Source organism: Erwinia sp. PME.40.26/001, assembly GCF_055556675.1.
Genome location: NZ_JBVHNP010000004.1, coordinates 357,991 through 373,579, shown reverse-complemented (window position 1 = coordinate 373,579; position 15,589 = coordinate 357,991). Strand labels below are relative to the sequence as shown.

Genomic DNA, 15,589 nt, shown 5'->3' with positions numbered 1-15,589 from the left:
TGCCGGTGGGGAAAGTACGGGCCTGAGTGCGCCCTTTGCTGGGCCAAACCACCGGGCAGCCTGTTCAGCGTGAGGGCGATTTTCCGGCTGCGCTGATGCTCTTCCAGATTTCTTCCAGTCTCAGCGTTTCATGACGATTGTTCACCAGATCCCACAGGCCGAGACGGCGATCGGCATTCAGGGTGACAATAAAACGGCAGCCGCTTTTCAGGGCGTGGCTGTGCTGACGTTTCAGTCTTGCCCCACTGAAATCACTGAATATTTTCTGCGCAGGAAGCTGCTGACGTAAAGTATTTGCCAGCAGGAGGGCATCAATGTTCTGCTGCGGATCTTCGTAGGTCACCACAATATCGGGATAGTTAGTGATATTGCTGTCACCGCCGGTGGTTTGCAGCAGCAGCAGCAGGCGTTCAATACCGATGGCAAATCCCGAAGCGGGCAGCTTTTTGTCACTGAACAGTTCGACCAGACCATCATAGCGTCCACCGCCGCAGACCGTTCCCTGCGATCCCAGTTCGTCCGTAATCCACTCGAAAACGGTGCGGGTATAGTAGTCCAGCCCTCTGACCAGCCGTGGATTGACGCGGTAAGCGATGCCCGCGTTGTCCAGCAGGGTGCGCAACGTGTCGAAATGCTGCCGTGACGCATCGCCGAGGAAGTCCAGCAGCTGCGGGGCCCCTTCGATCATCTCCTGCATCGCCGGATTTTTGCTGTCGAGGATCCGCAAGGGATTACTCTCCAGGCGGCGCAGGCTGTCCTCATCCAGCAGGGCATGATGCTGGTTAAACCATCTGACCAGCGCCTGACGGTGCTCTTTGCGCTCGGGCAGGGTGCCCAGTGAGTTGATCTCCAGACGAATAAAGCGGTCAACGTTTAACGCTTTAAAAATATCCCAGGCCATGTAAATCAGCTCTGCGTCAATATCGGCTCCCGGCATGCCGAAGGTCTCAACGCCAAACTGGGTAAACTGCCGCAAACGGCCCTTTTGCGGCCGCTCATAGCGGAACATCGGGCCCTGATACCACAGCCGCTGCGTGGTGTTATAGCACATGTTGTTTTCCACCACGGCGCGGACGCAGCCGCTGGTGCCTTCGGGCCTCAGCGTAATGTGTTCCCCGCTTTTGTCCTGGAAGTTATACATCTCTTTCGACACGATATCAGTCGACTCGCCGACGGCGCGTTCGAAAAGCGAGACCGGTTCCAGAATCGGCAAACGAACTTCCTGATAACCATACCGGTGGGCGATGGTGCGGACTTTACTCTCCAGCCACTGCCACACCGGGGTTTCCTCCGGCAGAATGCTGCGCATTCCCCGGATGGACTGAATTTTACTCATGATAAATCCTTATCCTGTGTATCGCGTGCTACCTGCCCGCCGCTGCCGGACGGGCAAGGTTCACCCCGGCAGCGGCGGGCAGGCAGCCATTTTTTACGCGGCGCTCATCAGATTGTCAGCAATCACATCGTCGATCAGCTCATCGATTTTACTGGTGTCGAGATGGTGGGCCGTGGTGATCAGGTGGGCCACCTCGCCAGAAGTGGCAAGGCAGTGTTTCTTCCAGACGGCCTCAGATGGGCAGGGGAAAACTACGGTAATCGAGTTCTTATTACACCAGGCATTGATGCCTGCTTCCTGCAGGCGACTGACGGCGTACTGGGCCATCTTCAGGCTGTGTGCGATCCGGCGTTTCCAGTCGGCATGGCTGTGGCTGCGGATTGCCTCCCACATCATCATTGGGGTGTGGCCGTTACGGGAGCCGGTGATGGTTTTATCGTGGCCGGAAATGTAGTCAATCTCAACGGAGATCCGATCCACATTAGATTTTTTCGCCACGACAATGCCGCAGGGGATAGGTGATCCAATCATCTTATGGCCGGAGACGCCGATCGAGTCAATGCCGTCTGCAAAGGTAAAACCCTGCGGATCATCGACAAACGGCAGGATCATGCCGCTGAGTGCGGCATCGGCGTGCAGGTAGTAGTCTTCACGTTTGAAGCCCGCTTCTTTCAGGCGCTGCTGGATAAGGCCAATATCATCAATGGCGCCGCGAACGGTAGTACCAATATTGGCGAAAATAATCGGATGCTGCTCTTTATCCAGCGTGATTTTTTTAATTAAATCGTCGTAATCCACTTCACCATTCGGCAGCGATTCCACCAGCCGTGACTTGATGCGCAGCAATTTAACAATTTTGGCCACCGAGTAGTGGGTATCCTTTGAATAATAGAGTGTGCCATCAGGGAAAATTTCACGGCCAAGATAGCAGCCAAACATATTGCCTTCCGTACCGCCGTTCGTTACATAGCCCCAGCTTTTTTCGAACGGAATTTTGAACAGGTGAGCAAAATATTCCATCACTTCTTTTTCAAAATCAAAGGAGTTCAACAGATAATTACAATATTCACTCCAGTCCCCACAGTTATTGATTGAAAAGCGCATAAAGCGTTCGAGGTTGGTGTAGTTGAAATCCGCTGACTCAGGATACCCGATATTAAAATATTGGTTTTTTACACAGTACGACCAGAAAGCATCCAGCTTGTTTTGATCTTCAATAGATAACGTCATTTGCTATTCCTTCTTTCGGTTAACGGATAAAGTAACGTTTTTATTTTTCATCCAGATAAAGGATGTCGACGCCTTTTTTGCTGCGTCCTGCGGCAACGAAGCAGAAAAGGGGAATGGTAATCATGATCATGACGACGCCCCAGAACATGGAGTCCGTACCGGATCCGAGCATGGCGAAGATGCTGTAGATCATCCCGATAACAACCATCACGCTGTAAAAAATAAAGCTGCGTCCACGGTTCATCTTTTTGGATACCATAATAATAGGCAGGGAGATCAGGGCGTACATATAAGGCAGCAGTGAGGCAAAAACCGACATCAGAATGACGGTCTGGAACTGTTTAGCCAGGTTGGGGGAGGCCGTCATCAGTAATACCAGCGTCATCAGTACCCCGGTAAAAATCAGGCTTTTCATTGGGACGTCATTTTTATTTACGTCAGAGAAGAATTTCGGGAAAAGACCCTGTTGAGCCCCTGCGCGAGGTCCTTCCGACTGTAAAATTAACCAGCCAGATATGGAGCCGAAACAGGCAATAATACTCAGCGCAGAGGCGATGTTTCCGGCGGTTTTACCGAACATATAGCGGGCAGCATCGGCGAAAGGCGCAGCGGAGTTCACCAGTTCGTTATGCGGTACCAGCCCCATAATCACGGTACAACTGCCAACGTAGCAGACGGAGGCGATAAGCAGGCCATATACCGTGGCGCGGGGAACGGTGTATTCCGGCTTTTCCACCTGACCGCTGGATACCACCGCAGATTCAACGCCCAGAAAACCCCAGAGCGCGATGGATGCCGCTGTGATAATGGCAGAGGTGTCGCTTTTACCCGTTCCGTTATAGACCTGAGAGAACAGGGTGGGATCGAACCAGAACCAGCCGACGACGCCAATCCCCAGCACCACCACCAGCATGCAGCTGGCCGTAAAGGATTGTGCCCGTCCGGCGACGCGCGCGCCGAAGCTGGCCAGCACAATAAACCCCCACAGGATGACAATTGCCACGACGCTGCCGATTGACGGGTTTTTCAGTTCAGGGAAGAAATAGCTGAGATAACCGACCCCGGCTACCAGTAATGCCACGTTACCGACCCAGGCGCTGATCCAGTAGCAAACAGTGGTCTGAAAGCCGATAAAAGGGCCGAAAGCATCACTGGCGTAAGCGACAATGCCTCCGGTACGTGGAGTAATCAGACTCGTCTTAGAAAAAACCAGTGCTAAGGCAATAACACCTATTATGGTGAAGAGCCATCCCCACAGCGAAATATAACCAACCCCGGCAAGGTTAGTCGGTAGCATAAATACCCCTGACCCCATCATATTTGACGCGGTCACCAGCGTTAGTGCTACGACGCCCATCTTATGTGCTTTAGCCGCACTCATGGTTCCCATATTGAATGTCCTGTAGTCGTTGCCATAAAAAAGTGATAACCAGGGGGATATCACCGAGATGCAGTGATTCTAAGAAAGCAGGTGCGGGATTTTTAGAGGATGAAGGGAATAAAAGGCACGTTATGTATTTTGCGGCTGAAAAATAGCGCGAATTTTATACAAAATATAACTTAATGACTCCGTCCCCTTTTTTATTTACTTTATTTTGTTGTGGGTGGGTAACTTGTCTCATTTTTTTATTTATTAATTAACATTAATTTCACATGGCGAAAGTGTGTTTAATTTACAGTTGTTATATTGACAGTTGTGCGCTGTTTCATGCACCCTTTGATAACAGCTTATTAAAATAAATGGCGACAAAAGTTTAATATTCAATTTATTTTTATAAATGTCAGGGTGATATGTCGAGAAAAGAGCGTATTTATATTCAGGGGCTGCCGCAGCTTATACAGCTAAAAGGGCATAATCATGATTTTATCTTTATAGATAAGAAAGATTGTGATGTTTTTCTTAATAGCCTTGATCGGGCGTTAGCACTCTATTCCTGCGCGCTGCATGCTTACTCCCTCCATGCAAAAGAATTTTTTCTGCTATTAACCCCCGGGAGTAAAGAGGATCTTAGCCGGCTGGTGCAGCATATCGGACGCAGCTATGTCCGCTATTTTAATCAAAAATATCATCGCAGTGGCGCGCTATGGGAAGGGCGCTACAACAGCTGCCTGATTGAACCGGGCGCTTATTTCCTCCTGGTCCAGCAGTTTGTTGACAGTGCGGGATCAGATAAGTCGGCCTTATCAAACGGCAGTAGCTACCCGCATTACACTGGTGGGGAGCCCATCGCCCGCCTTACTGCCCATGAAGAATATGCAAAACTCGGGAAAACCCACGCCGATCGGGCGGCACAGTACCGTCGCTTTATGCAGATCCCGCTCAGTGCAGCGGTGTCCGAAAAAATTAAACACAGCCTCAGTCAGAACTGTGTGCTGGGAACGCCGCAATATTGCCAGCAGCTGGAGATGTTTCTCCACCGCCGGGTCAGACCGCGCCAGTGTGGTCGACCCAGAAAGTATTATCACAGTCAGGTAATGGATTGGGTGTGGCTTGAAAGTCAGGCGTCTCAGCTGCTGCAGCGTTACTGCTATCAGGAAATACGCCTGCCTCTGCTGGAAAGAGAGGGGGAATTAAAACGCATTCCTGATTTTGCCCAGGGGGACGCGGGGGCGTGTCGGATTACCGCAGGGCACCCGACGTTATTGCGTCGTGAGGGAACGCTGGGATGCCTGCATGCCATAGAAGCGCACCGGGATTTACAGTCAACCAGCAAGCTCTGGTATCTGGGGACTATGTTTCGCCTGCGGAAAGATGAGCACGCCCCTGTTGAACAGTATCAGCAGCTCGGCGTAGAGGCCTTTGGTTATCCCCGGGTGGATATCGAGCTGGAACAGTTCATCATGCAGTATGATTTTTTTAAATCCCTGCGGCTGGACAGCCATATAGAATTGAAAATCAATACGCTGGGAGGCGCCAGGGAGTTTGCCGCGTTTCGCCAGGCGTTACGTCAGTACTATCAGCCCTTTATTTCTTTCTTCCGTGCGCAGTGGATAGACTGGCTGGCTGACAGGCCGGAAAAGCTGCTGCAGTCCTCCGACAGCCTGCTGGCGACGTTGCAAACCCAGGCGCCAGAACCTGGCCGCTTTATCTCGGTATCCTCCCAGGAACGCTTTACCGTTTTAACGGATTCACTGACCCGGGCAGGCATCCCATTTGTGGTGGATAAAACGCTTTATCCGGCCAATGCCTACTGCCATACCCTTTTTGAGTGGCACAGCGACCGGCTGGAGGAGGGAAGCCTGCTGTGTCGCGGCGGCCGCTACGATGGCTGCGCCAGTGAACTCCTCGGGCGGGAGATTTTCGCCTTTGGTTTCGCCTTTATGCTGGAGCCACTGATGCGTCTTCAGCAGTTAACACGTAAAAGCAGGCTGCAGCCGCGAATGACTGATGTGGTGATTATCTCATGTTCATCGACGGGGAGGGCGTATGCGCTGGCGCTCGGACGCAGGCTGAGAGCCGCCTTCCCACAGTTGAGCATCGTCAACGACTGTTCTGAGATGCGTATCACCGCGTCGAAACGTAACGCCGAGCGGCAGGGAGGGCGGTTTATTATTATTGTGCCGGAGGACGCATCCGGTGGAGAGCTGGAAATCTACGATAACGATCGCCACCTGAAGCAGTCCGGCAGTGCCAGTACTCTGATCGGTATGTTAAGTCAGAGTCTCAATCTGTAAGCCACCCGGATCTTATCCCTGGCGCGCGTGCTCTGCCGCCTGACGGAACAGCGCATCATCCGGGCGCACCCCGGTATACAGTGCAAACTGCTCGACGGCCTGAATGGCAAACACTTCAGAACCGACGATCGTGGTTTTGTTCCGGGCGCGGGCATAGCGCACCAGCGGCGTCAGTTCAGGCAGGGCGACCACCTCGAAGACCACGCTGGCAGCGTCCACGGTGGCCTGATCAAACGACAGCGCATCAGCATCCGCACCACCAGCCATGCCGGTAGGGGTGGCATTGATCAGCAGTCCGGGCTGTAATCCATCAAGGCTGGCACGCCATTCAAAACCGTATAGTGCAGCGAGCTCACGGCCCCGGGTCTCATTACGTGCAACGATCACTCCCTGACTGAATCCGCTGTCTTTTAAGGCACAGGCAACGGCTTTAGCCATACCGCCGCTACCGCGCAGTGCGAATGTCAGCCCGGTATTGACCTGATACTGCTTCAGCAGGCTGACGATGGCGATATAGTCAGTGTTATACGCCTTCAGATAGCCATCCGTATTGACGATAGTGTTCACCGAGCTGATGGCGCTGGCAGAGGCATCCAGTTCGTCCAGCAGGGGGATACACTGCTCTTTAAACGGCATAGAGATAGCGCAGCCACGAATACCCAGCGCCCGCACGCCGCCGATCGCCGCTGTCAGATCCTCAGTCGTAAAGGCTTTATAGAGGTAATCAAGATCGAGAGCGTCGTACAGATAATTATGGAAACGGGTGCCAAAGTTGCCTGGGCGCGCCGCCAGTGACATACAGACCTGCGTGTCTTTGTTCAGATATCTGGTCATAGCATCGTCTCTGAAAGAAAGGGGGCTACCAGCATGGACTAAAAATGACGGGATTAAAAACGGCAGAATGGGCGGATGCCTTTCCCCTTTTCCGGCGTTGGGCGAGAAAAAACTAAATTTATTAAATTTGTTGATAAAAATCCGTTCAACACAGTTTTATTCAACATTTTGTTTAATTTATCCCAAGTGAATGCTAATTTACAGCCTCTGTTCCCCTGTTGAGTGAGTCCGAGCCATGACGGAAAAAGCCTATTACCACAGCGACAGGCTTGCAATGACCGCCGAGGTCCTGCGCTGTGAACCGGATGACAGCGATCATTACCGGGTTATTCTCTCTTCCACACTGTTTCATCCTCAGGGCGGCGGCCAGCCCGCCGATCGGGGGACGCTGGGCGGCGCAGAGGTGGTGAAAGTCAGTCAGGAAGAGGGAGAGGTGGTCCACCTGCTGGCAACGCCGTTACCTGTCGGGCCGGTGACTCTCCTCGTCGACGGAGAGGTGCGTAAACGTCACACCCGGATGCATTCTGCAGGGCATCTGATCGGCGTCGCCGGTGAACAGTTTGGCTGGCATGCCACCAAAGGCGATCACCGCCCCGGTGCCGGACGGATAGTTTTCGCCCCCGGAATAGCGTCGGAACCGGTGGAGAGAGACGCGCTGGAGCAGCTGACGCGTGCGCTGGTGGCAGCGGACCTTCCCCGGGTTCTGAGTGAGCAGGCAGGACTGCGCAAAGTCACCTGGGGCTCACTTCCCGCCTTTGCCTGCGGCGGCACACATGTGCTGACCACCGCGCAGGTTGGCCGGGTGCATATCACCGGCGTTAAAGAGAAGAAAGGGCAACTGTCCGTCCAGTACGAAGTGGAAGGCGACTAGCCACGCAGTGCGGTCGCGGCCGTTTGCAGCTGTTCGATGCTGCTGGTCGCCCCGCCGCAGACAATCACCAGCAAATTTTGATACGCGACGAGCTGCGGATGTGCCTCGTAGAGCACCGCCAGACTTGCCCCGCAGGCCGGTTCCACCAGTATGCGGTGATCGTCAAGAAAGCGCAGGCAGGCGTTGACTGCCGCCCGATCCGATACCCGCAGACTGTGTACCGGATGTTCGCTGGCGCAGCGCAGTGCCTGGTCACAGACCCGTTTTGCGCCCAGCGATGAGGCGATGCTGTGAATACCGTCCAGTTCGACCGGGTGTCCGGCTGCTATTGCCGCGTGAAAAGAGGCGGCCCCTTCGGTTTCCACCGCCAGCACGGGTACATCCTGCCAGCCGTTACGCTGCAGCCCTGCCACCACACCGGCCAGCAGGCCGCCGCCGCCCACCGACAGTACCACGGCATCAGGCCGGACGCCGCTCTGCGCCACTTCATCAATCATGGTGGCATGCCCCTGCCACAGCAGCGGATCGTCAAAGGGGTGCAGAAACGCATCCTGCGTAGTCAACAGTGACAGCGCGTGCTGATTCGCTTCCTGCCAGGAGCTGCCGTGGACAATCACCTCCGCCAGCTCCTGTTGCAGCAGCTGCTGCGCCCACAGGGAGGTGGTTTCCGGCACCACTACGGTGACGGGGACGCCCAGATGCCGTCCTGCCCAGGCCACGGCCAGCCCGGCATTGCCCCCCGATGAGGAGACAAAGCGACGCGCCCCGCGGTGCTGCCATGTTTCACACGCCAGACCGATGCCGCGAATTTTGAATGACCCCGGCGGCTGTAACGCCTCCATTTTCAGCAGCACGTTGCGGCCGGTCAGCAGGCTCAGCGGGCGGGAGGTGAGGAGTGGGGTGGCAATATGCAGGCTCATGACGGACTCCCGGGCTGCTGTTCATCACGGATTTCATCCAGATAGTTGTAAATGGTATAGCGGGTAACGCCGAGGGCAGCTGCGGCTTTTTCAATACCGCCTTTCACAATAAACATGCCGCGTTCCTGCATTTTTCGTACGGCCGCCAGCTTGGCCTGTTTACGTGAATGGCGCAGGTCGCTGTTCAGCTCGCTGAGCGAGTCAGCGATAATATCGGCCATCAGCTGCGCCATATCGGCCCCCTCCTCAGCCGCAGCTGGCGGGCTGTCTGTGCTGTTCAGCAGGCTGTCGAGGCAGCGCCTGGCCGCCAGCAGCTCACTGTTATCGGTATTTATACAAAGTGCAGCAAACGCCCGCCCGCTACTGTCGCGGTACAGCGCCGTTGCGCTGCGTAGCGTCTGCCCCTGCCTGCCGCGGGTGGGGTAGTCCGGGATCACCGTAGGGGTAGTGTCATCCACCGGGGATGTCTCGTTAATTAACGCCCGCAGGCCCTGATCTTCAGCGGGGACAGCCAGTACCGGGCTGCCTTCTTTCCGGCCGGTAACGTGGCCGTTGGCAATGGCCAGCACGGATTGTTCCGGGTGCTCCAGGTCGTGCAGGACAATTTCTGTATTGCGGCCGACGACGCTGCCCAGTGCCGTCACGGCAGCGTGCAGGGTTTGCAGGATCAGGGCGCGCTCATGGCGGATATCAGGAGAAGGGGCGGACATAATATCTCGGTGGTAAAGGGGACTGAGTGAGCAGAATATCAACACATTGTATGGTTATCAACAAAGTGTTGATTTATTGGCGGCAAGCAGCAGCTTGCAAAATTGCCAGCCGCTGATTATCTTAATGGCCATAAGGTGATGGTGTTCCACCTTTCCCAACCGCCCGACTGTCCGGGCTGATGACGCCTGATAACCCTGACGCTTTGACGAGGTCGGTGTTTTCAGGCTGTGCTAAATCTGCCTGCTGGCACCTTCCTCTTTACCCTGAGGATCTTATGCTGAAACCTTTACTGGCCGTCATGATCGGCGGCTGCGCGGGCTGTGTCATTCGCTGGCTGCTGGCCGTGCGGCTGAATGCCCTGTTTCCCAACCTGCCACCCGGCACGCTGCTGGTCAACCTGATAGGCGGATTTATCATCGGGGCCACGGTGGCGTGGTTTGTGCGCCACCCGGGCATCGATCCCGCCTGGAAGCTGCTGATCACCACCGGCCTGTGTGGCGGTATGACGACGTTTTCCACCTTTTCACTGGAGGTGGTCACGCTGATGCAGTCCGGCAGCTATCTGTGGGCCATGGCGTCGGTGCTGATCCACGTTATCGGATCGTTGCTGATGACGTTTGCCGGTTTCTGGCTGATCTCGGTGCTGTTTTAGTCTCAGCTGGCCAGTGCGCTGGCGCTGGCCGGGTCAAACAGTGACAGGCTCTCTATCTGATCCAGCATAATCACTTTGCGGAAGGCCATGGCTGACTTCGGCTCCGAATCCAGCGTAATGTCGTGTTCGGCATACCAGCGGCTGTAATTGTGCTCAACGCATAAATTGAGTTTTTTACCGTCGCGGTAGCCACTCAGCATCGGGATCAGCACTACGTTGGCGGTGGCCATATTGTCATAGGAGGCCGCGTGGATCATGCCGATATAGATGCGCCGGGACTTCAGTGTGATCCACGCCAGTTCGCCTTCTTCCATACACTGAAACAGCAGCCCTTCAACGCCGTTGGCGCGGGAGAGCTTTTTATACAGTTTTTTTCGGCCGTTGCTGTCCAAACGGGCACTGCCAGACCAGCTCGAGCGATAAAGGCAGAAGGACACGGCAAAAGCCAGCATGACCACGACCGGTGCCTGAATGCCTAAGAAGCTCCAGGTCATAAATTCGATCTGCCACTGATGATGCAACCCGTCGGCCAGCTGCGGGATGGCGTTGAATAAGGCGGATGCAGCCAGCAGTACCAGCCAGATCAGACCGGTTGCCAGCACGCCCTGCAGAACAAAGATGCAACCGTACAGCGCCACCAGGAAGTAGACATCCCAGCCAAAGGAGCGTTTGATTTTAAAACGGGTGGAAAGATCGCGACTGGTGTACCAGTAGCCGCACACCATCAGCACCATAAAAATTGCTGTTCCCATCTCAGGCCTCTTTTAGCATGTTCACGTGCCGGGCAAAATCCTCATGCACTTCATAACTGGAAAAATTGACCATAGCACAGCCGTCTTCATCAATCAGGATGCGTTCACCCTCCTCAATGGATTCGGCGATATCACGCTGGCTCATCACCTGGAGCAGGGATTCAGGGCTGGAAAACAGGGAACATAAAAAACGGAACATAGTCTCTCCTTTGCGGGTTTCGTGGAAGCCTGGCAGCAGAGTGGCGATTGCGCTATCAGATGAGGGGGAAAGTGCTCACTCAGACATTATCGGAAAATGCGTTGAATTGATCTTTCTTGTGGCCTGGCCTGTTTACCCGCTTCAATCAGGGTGGTAATTTCATACGAATAATCTTATGAGGATAATAACAACATGAAGCAACTGGTCATCGATATTTTAATGAAGCTCGCCAAAATGGATGTGGACACCAAAGAGCTGACAGCCCAGGTCGAGGCCCAATCCCTGCTGATCGCCGCGCTGCTGTTGACGGCAGGTAAAGACGGATCGGCCTCCATTTCCGAAAATATTCAGAACGCCGTGCTGGCGGCATCACAGAGCGGTGACGGTTTTTTACAGACCGATGTGGATCTGCTGTTAACCCATGTTAATCGTCTGCTGGCGGTAACGCGGTTTGTCGATGATGCAGCGGCGACAGAAAACAGCTAACGATAAACCTCCCCACACAGCAGCACCACGTTGGGGCGACGTTTGAGAATGCGTTCGGCCATCTGTTCACAGTCGTACCGGGTGGGATAAATATGCTCTGACACCGGCAGTGCGTCACAGGCGTCATATCCACAGGCACTGACGAGTAATACGAAGCCGATTAACATCACTCACTCCTTTGACAGATTAGGGACTGATTCAAGTATAGGCGACAAGACGAAGCGGGTGTAATCCGCGCGTGCTCGCCTTTGCGGTTTTCATTTTTACCCACCCGCAGCCCGCTTCAGGCTGGCCATTTCAGGAGTGTCACTCATGCTGTTCAAGGGGCTTTCTGCTTTTCCCATCACGCCGACTAACGCGGCAGGTGTGGTAGATATACCGGCACTGGAAAAGGTGTTGCTGCGCTTGAAACAGGCCGGCGTAGACTCGGTCGGCCTGCCTGGCAGTACCGGACTGTATGCCTACCTTAGCGGCGATCAGAAGCGGCGGGCTATTGAGGCCGCCGTGGCCTGTCTGGGGCCGGATATACCGGTCATCGCCAGTGCTGGCGCACTGCGCACCGATGAGGCCTGCCAGCTAGCGCAGGATGCGGAAAGTGCCGGTGCGAAAGGTATTTTACTGGCCCCGGTTTCTTACACTCCCCTGAGTGAAGAGGAAGTGTTTCAGCACTATGCCAGCGTGGCTGATGCCACCGGACTGCCCGTCTGTGTTTACAATAATCCGGGTACTACTCACTTTACCTTTACCCCTCGTCTGCTTCAGCGGCTGGGCTCGCTTCCGCAGGTCCGTTCTGTGAAACAGCCAGGCCATAGCGGTATGGGGGCAGAGGATGTGACGGCGCTTCGCGGGCTGTTTCCAGCGGATTTTTCCGTCGGCTACAGCGGCGACTGGTTTGCCGCCGACGCCTTGCTGGGTGGGGGGGACGTATGGTTCAGCGTCGTGGGTGGGCTGCTACCGCAGCCAGCGCTGGCGTTGACCCGCGCGGCACAGGCGGGAGAGGCAGAGCGGGTCGCCGGGCTGAACCAGCAGTTTGAACCGTTATGGCAGCTTTTCCAGAGCCTGAGCAGTCTGCGTGTGATGTATGCGGCGGCGGATATTCTGGGCATCTGTCAGCCGGTCCTGCCCAGGCCGCTGTTGGCGCTGGATAGTGCAGAGCGCAGGCGGGTTGAGCAGGTACTGAAAGATATGCCCAACGTAGTGTGAATGCTCAGAAATGGCCTGGCGCATGTGCCCGGCCATTAAGTGCTGTGTGTGGCAGAATAACTAACGTGAAACCGTAGATGTTGTGGTGGTTGTGGTGCCAGTATTAGAGCCGTCACCGCCGCCTGATGTGGCCAGCGCCACACCCAGCAGGGCAGCAACGACACCGACGCCAACGGCATCTGACGTGCCGTCTGACATGGATGATGCACTGCTTCCTGCTGCCTCACCGGCACCGGTAACGGCCCAGGTGTTGGCACTTCCTGCCAGCAATAGCAGCAGAAAAACTGACTTAGCGTATTTCATTTTAGGATCCTCGGGCATGGGGACAGCAGGTGCTGCCGGGGAAGAATAATCAGATTTGAGAGGCGGTGACAGGGGCATCTTACGGCGGTTTCGGACCGGCTCCAGCGACCGTGGCGGGGAAAAAGATCCAGTCAATACTGTCCTTTTATGACCGTCATCAAACGGTCATCTTCACTGTCGCGCAGCCCGCCGCGCAGAATAAGAACTTTCTCCTGTCAGGTACGGATAAGGCTGGTTGTGAAACGTGGCCGCCGATAGCTGGAATCACCGTCTCATTTTCAGAATATTCTTTCCGCCCGCTGAGTCGCGCGTTCTTCCTTCCTCGTTATTTGCGATTAATCCTGGTTTTCGCCAAACAGAGCAGGTTTTTAAGCACTTGTTAAGTCAGTTATGGCCTACTGGAGACTGCCGCGTTGAACTGAGGGGAAGTATGTTGCTATCCGCACTGTCATATATCAAAGATAAGACCGGCTATTTGCAGGAGTTTATTGCCGACCCGCGCAAGACCGGGACCATTGCCCCGTCGTCAAAGGCCTTATGCAAGACCATGTCCGATGCCGTGGACTGGCAGCACAGTCTGCGCATTGCCGAGCTGGGTGCTGGCGACGGCGTGTTAACCCGCCATCTGCTCACCCGCATGCGCCCGGACGCCACGCTGCTGACCTTTGAGACCAACCCACGCTTTCATCCGCGACTGATGGCACTGGAAGACTCGCGTCTGCAGGTCAGCGGTGAATCGGCAGAAACGCTGAACGGGCAGTTTGATGCCATTTTTTCCGGCCTGCCGCTGCTGTCGCTGCCCCATGACGTACGCCACCGTATATTGCAGCAGGCGGCCTCACAGCTTAGTGCCGACGGCGTGTTTGTTCAGTTCCAGTACACTTCTCTCTGTGAGCCGCTGCTCTCCGGTTATTTTGCCTGGAACCGGACGCGTGTGCTGGCGAACCTGCCGCCGGCCTGGGTCTATCGTGGTCACTCCCTGTCGCAAATCCCCTGGGCCAGTCGCGGAAAATGAGATAGATCCGACTCTGGCGGTCGATTACCGTAGCTTTGCTATGCTTAATCTTTAACCCAAGAGGAGGAAGTAATGAGCACTGATGATGTAGTGATGGTTTCAAGTGAAGAAGAGGTGTGCAATATCATTGGGAAAGCGGTTGTCGATCTGAGTATTACAGGGCAGCCGGTTAACAAATCCACGCTGGGCTTAAAGCTGCTGGCGATGGCGGATCAGGATCAGGATGACGAACGCATTTTACTCTACTGGATTGCCCGTCGGGCAATTAATCAGCCGCAAAAATTTGCGGAGGCACGGTTCTGATAACCTGCCAGTAACCGGTACGTCTGCGACCGGCTATCAGCGGCCGTTCAGGAAGGATCTGAACGGCCATGATATCAGGTCAGACGCCTGAGTCCGGGGATGCGATCCAGTACAGCAACCAGCAGCGCTGACAGGGCATAGCAGACCAACGCTACCAGCGGGATGCTAAATGCGGAGTTGTAGTTCTCAAAGTTCATTGGCCAGACACGCAGTACGGTTTCCAGTACCAGCATATGAATAAAGAATACCCCCACACTCAGCCTGGCCAGATGGCGAATGACCCGATTTGTCCGTCGTGAAAAGCGCAATGGCGCATTCAGCAGCATAAAGAAGCAGGCCAGCGCCAGCACCACTATCGTCGGAGCGGAATAAAACAGAAAAATATCGTTAGGTTCACCAATGCTTTTCGACAGGGAATAGCCCATCGCAGCGGTTAATACCGCACTTAAAATAAAGATAATACTGGCGATAGTGACCTTCGGGGCCAGTTTATAGCGGCGAACCACCCCGCCAATAATATAGAATCCGGAAAGGTAGATCACCATATCAATATTGCTGATGGTGGGCGCAGGATGATTTTCCAGCACGCTCTCTTTAAAATGGTCAAACAGCATGTACACCGATGCCAGTGCAAACCACAGGGTAAGAATGTAGTTAATACGCTGCCTGCTACCGTGCTGGATAAAGGTGTTCAACAGCGGGGTGACCAGGAACAGCAGGATCAGGGTATAGATAAACCACAGGTGATCGTAGGCCGGGGTGCTGAGCAGGTCGAGCAGGCTGAACGAAGTCGCACTGCCATTCATTTTTCTGTCATAAATGAAATAGATTACTGTCCATAAAACAAGGGGGATCAGTAAATTGAGGACGCGCGTTTTCAGCGTGCTTAATAAAGATTCTGTTTTATTTAGCGATATATAACCGGCAATCAATAAATACAGGGGGAACGAAATTCGCCCCAGCACGTCATACATTACCGCAACCGACCAGGCCACATGAAAAGAGCTGAAGGGTATCGCTGCCGTATGAAGCAGAATAACCAGATAGGTGGCGATGAGCGTTAAAATTTTAATATTGAGCGTTTTCAAACAACGGATTC

18 protein-coding genes and 1 riboswitch are annotated in these 15,589 nt (G+C 54.4%); of the genes, 7 read left to right on the top strand and 11 right to left on the bottom strand.

Annotated features, from left to right (window positions below):
- Nucleotides 1-64 precede the first annotated feature (64 nt).
- From hisS to hdcC, 3 genes are all read right to left on the bottom strand, one after another.
- Nucleotides 65-1,339: a histidine--tRNA ligase gene (hisS, locus tag ACZ3HG_RS14780; protein ID WP_342214488.1), complete on the bottom strand. Its 1,275-nt coding sequence runs from the start codon at nt 1,337-1,339 to the stop codon at nt 65-67.
- A gap of 90 nt (nt 1,340-1,429) precedes the next feature.
- A complete protein-coding gene (locus ACZ3HG_RS14775) occupies nt 1,430-2,566 on the bottom strand; it encodes a histidine decarboxylase (protein ID WP_191935110.1) in 1,137 nt (378 codons plus the stop codon).
- A 40-nt stretch (nt 2,567-2,606) separates the two neighbouring features.
- The gene (gene hdcC / locus ACZ3HG_RS14770) at nt 2,607-3,956 is read right to left on the bottom strand and encodes a histidine-histamine antiporter (protein ID WP_191936948.1); all 1,350 of its coding nucleotides are present in this window, start codon (nt 3,954-3,956) and stop codon (nt 2,607-2,609) included.
- A 401-nt stretch (nt 3,957-4,357) separates the two neighbouring features.
- On the opposite strand from hdcC, the gene ACZ3HG_RS14765 reads away from it, so the two are divergent.
- Nucleotides 4,358-6,241 (top strand): ATP phosphoribosyltransferase regulatory subunit, encoded by a 1,884-nt coding sequence (locus ACZ3HG_RS14765; RefSeq protein ID WP_465333185.1) that lies wholly within the window; start codon nt 4,358-4,360, stop codon nt 6,239-6,241.
- Nucleotides 6,242-6,253: 12 nt separating this feature from the next.
- Here ACZ3HG_RS14765 and ACZ3HG_RS14760 read toward each other — a convergent pair whose 3' ends face one another.
- Entirely contained in the window at nt 6,254-7,075 is an 822-nt protein-coding gene (locus tag ACZ3HG_RS14760) for a shikimate 5-dehydrogenase (RefSeq protein ID WP_191935113.1), read from the bottom strand.
- 235 nt (nt 7,076-7,310) lie between these two features.
- Between ACZ3HG_RS14760 and ACZ3HG_RS14755 the strand changes: the two genes are divergently transcribed.
- Nucleotides 7,311-7,946 carry an alanyl-tRNA editing protein gene (locus tag ACZ3HG_RS14755; protein WP_465333182.1) on the top strand — a complete coding sequence of 212 codons (636 nt, stop codon included), beginning with the start codon at nt 7,311-7,313 and terminating at the stop codon, nt 7,944-7,946.
- Here ACZ3HG_RS14755 and ACZ3HG_RS14750 read toward each other — a convergent pair.
- Both ACZ3HG_RS14750 and ACZ3HG_RS14745 read right to left on the bottom strand, forming a co-directional pair.
- Nucleotides 7,943-8,866 (bottom strand): pyridoxal-phosphate dependent enzyme, encoded by a 924-nt coding sequence (locus tag ACZ3HG_RS14750; protein WP_465333180.1) that lies wholly within the window; start codon nt 8,864-8,866, stop codon nt 7,943-7,945. The two genes, ACZ3HG_RS14755 and ACZ3HG_RS14750, sit on opposite strands and share 4 nt — an antisense overlap.
- Nucleotides 8,863-9,576 (bottom strand): helix-turn-helix transcriptional regulator, encoded by a 714-nt coding sequence (locus ACZ3HG_RS14745; protein WP_191935116.1) that lies wholly within the window; start codon nt 9,574-9,576, stop codon nt 8,863-8,865. Before ACZ3HG_RS14745 ends, ACZ3HG_RS14750 begins: the two co-directional genes overlap by 4 nt.
- A 125-nt stretch (nt 9,577-9,701) precedes the next feature.
- Nucleotides 9,702-9,772: riboswitch (Fluoride riboswitch) on the top strand.
- 79 nt (nt 9,773-9,851) lie between these two features.
- Here ACZ3HG_RS14745 and crcB point away from each other — a divergent pair.
- A complete protein-coding gene (gene crcB / locus ACZ3HG_RS14740; RefSeq protein ID WP_191935117.1) occupies nt 9,852-10,229 on the top strand; it encodes a fluoride efflux transporter CrcB in 378 nt (125 codons plus the stop codon).
- Between the two features lie 2 nt (nt 10,230-10,231).
- On the opposite strand, the gene ACZ3HG_RS14735 is transcribed toward crcB, so the two are convergent.
- Both ACZ3HG_RS14735 and ACZ3HG_RS14730 read right to left on the bottom strand, forming a co-directional pair.
- On the bottom strand, nt 10,232-10,981 hold the full coding sequence (locus tag ACZ3HG_RS14735) for a hypothetical protein (RefSeq protein WP_191935118.1): 750 nt from the start codon (nt 10,979-10,981) through the stop codon (nt 10,232-10,234).
- Between the two features lies 1 nt (nt 10,982).
- Complete coding sequence (locus ACZ3HG_RS14730; protein ID WP_191936944.1) at nt 10,983-11,180, bottom strand: hypothetical protein; 198 nt, start codon at nt 11,178-11,180, stop codon at nt 10,983-10,985.
- Between the two features lie 192 nt (nt 11,181-11,372).
- Between ACZ3HG_RS14730 and iraP the strand changes: the two genes are divergently transcribed.
- Complete coding sequence (iraP, locus tag ACZ3HG_RS14725; RefSeq protein WP_062747906.1) at nt 11,373-11,666, top strand: anti-adapter protein IraP; 294 nt, start codon at nt 11,373-11,375, stop codon at nt 11,664-11,666.
- Here iraP and ACZ3HG_RS14720 read toward each other — a convergent pair.
- Nucleotides 11,663-11,833 carry a hypothetical protein gene (locus ACZ3HG_RS14720; protein ID WP_191936943.1) on the bottom strand — a complete coding sequence of 57 codons (171 nt, stop codon included), beginning with the start codon at nt 11,831-11,833 and terminating at the stop codon, nt 11,663-11,665. The two genes, iraP and ACZ3HG_RS14720, sit on opposite strands and share 4 nt — an antisense overlap.
- A gap of 145 nt (nt 11,834-11,978) precedes the next feature.
- Here ACZ3HG_RS14720 and ACZ3HG_RS14715 point away from each other — a divergent pair, with 145 nt between their 5' ends.
- Nucleotides 11,979-12,869, top strand: a complete 891-nt coding sequence (locus tag ACZ3HG_RS14715; RefSeq protein WP_191936942.1) for a dihydrodipicolinate synthase family protein — start codon at nt 11,979-11,981, stop codon at nt 12,867-12,869.
- Nucleotides 12,870-12,929: 60 nt separating this feature from the next.
- Here ACZ3HG_RS14715 and yjbE read toward each other — a convergent pair whose 3' ends face one another.
- Nucleotides 12,930-13,172, bottom strand: coding sequence for an exopolysaccharide production protein YjbE (yjbE, locus tag ACZ3HG_RS14710; protein WP_191936941.1), 243 nt, complete (start codon nt 13,170-13,172; stop codon nt 12,930-12,932).
- Nucleotides 13,173-13,602: 430 nt separating this feature from the next.
- Between yjbE and ACZ3HG_RS14705 the strand changes: the two genes are divergently transcribed.
- Both ACZ3HG_RS14705 and ACZ3HG_RS14700 read left to right on the top strand, forming a co-directional pair.
- Nucleotides 13,603-14,187, top strand: coding sequence for a class I SAM-dependent methyltransferase (locus tag ACZ3HG_RS14705; protein WP_191936940.1), 585 nt, complete (start codon nt 13,603-13,605; stop codon nt 14,185-14,187).
- Between the two features lie 72 nt (nt 14,188-14,259).
- Nucleotides 14,260-14,490 carry a hypothetical protein gene (locus ACZ3HG_RS14700; RefSeq protein ID WP_062747898.1) on the top strand — a complete coding sequence of 77 codons (231 nt, stop codon included), beginning with the start codon at nt 14,260-14,262 and terminating at the stop codon, nt 14,488-14,490.
- A gap of 74 nt (nt 14,491-14,564) precedes the next feature.
- Here the strand turns inward: ACZ3HG_RS14700 and ACZ3HG_RS14695 are convergent, their stop codons facing one another.
- A complete protein-coding gene (locus ACZ3HG_RS14695) occupies nt 14,565-15,578 on the bottom strand; it encodes an acyltransferase (protein WP_465333176.1) in 1,014 nt (337 codons plus the stop codon).
- Nucleotides 15,579-15,589: the final 11 nt, after the last annotated feature.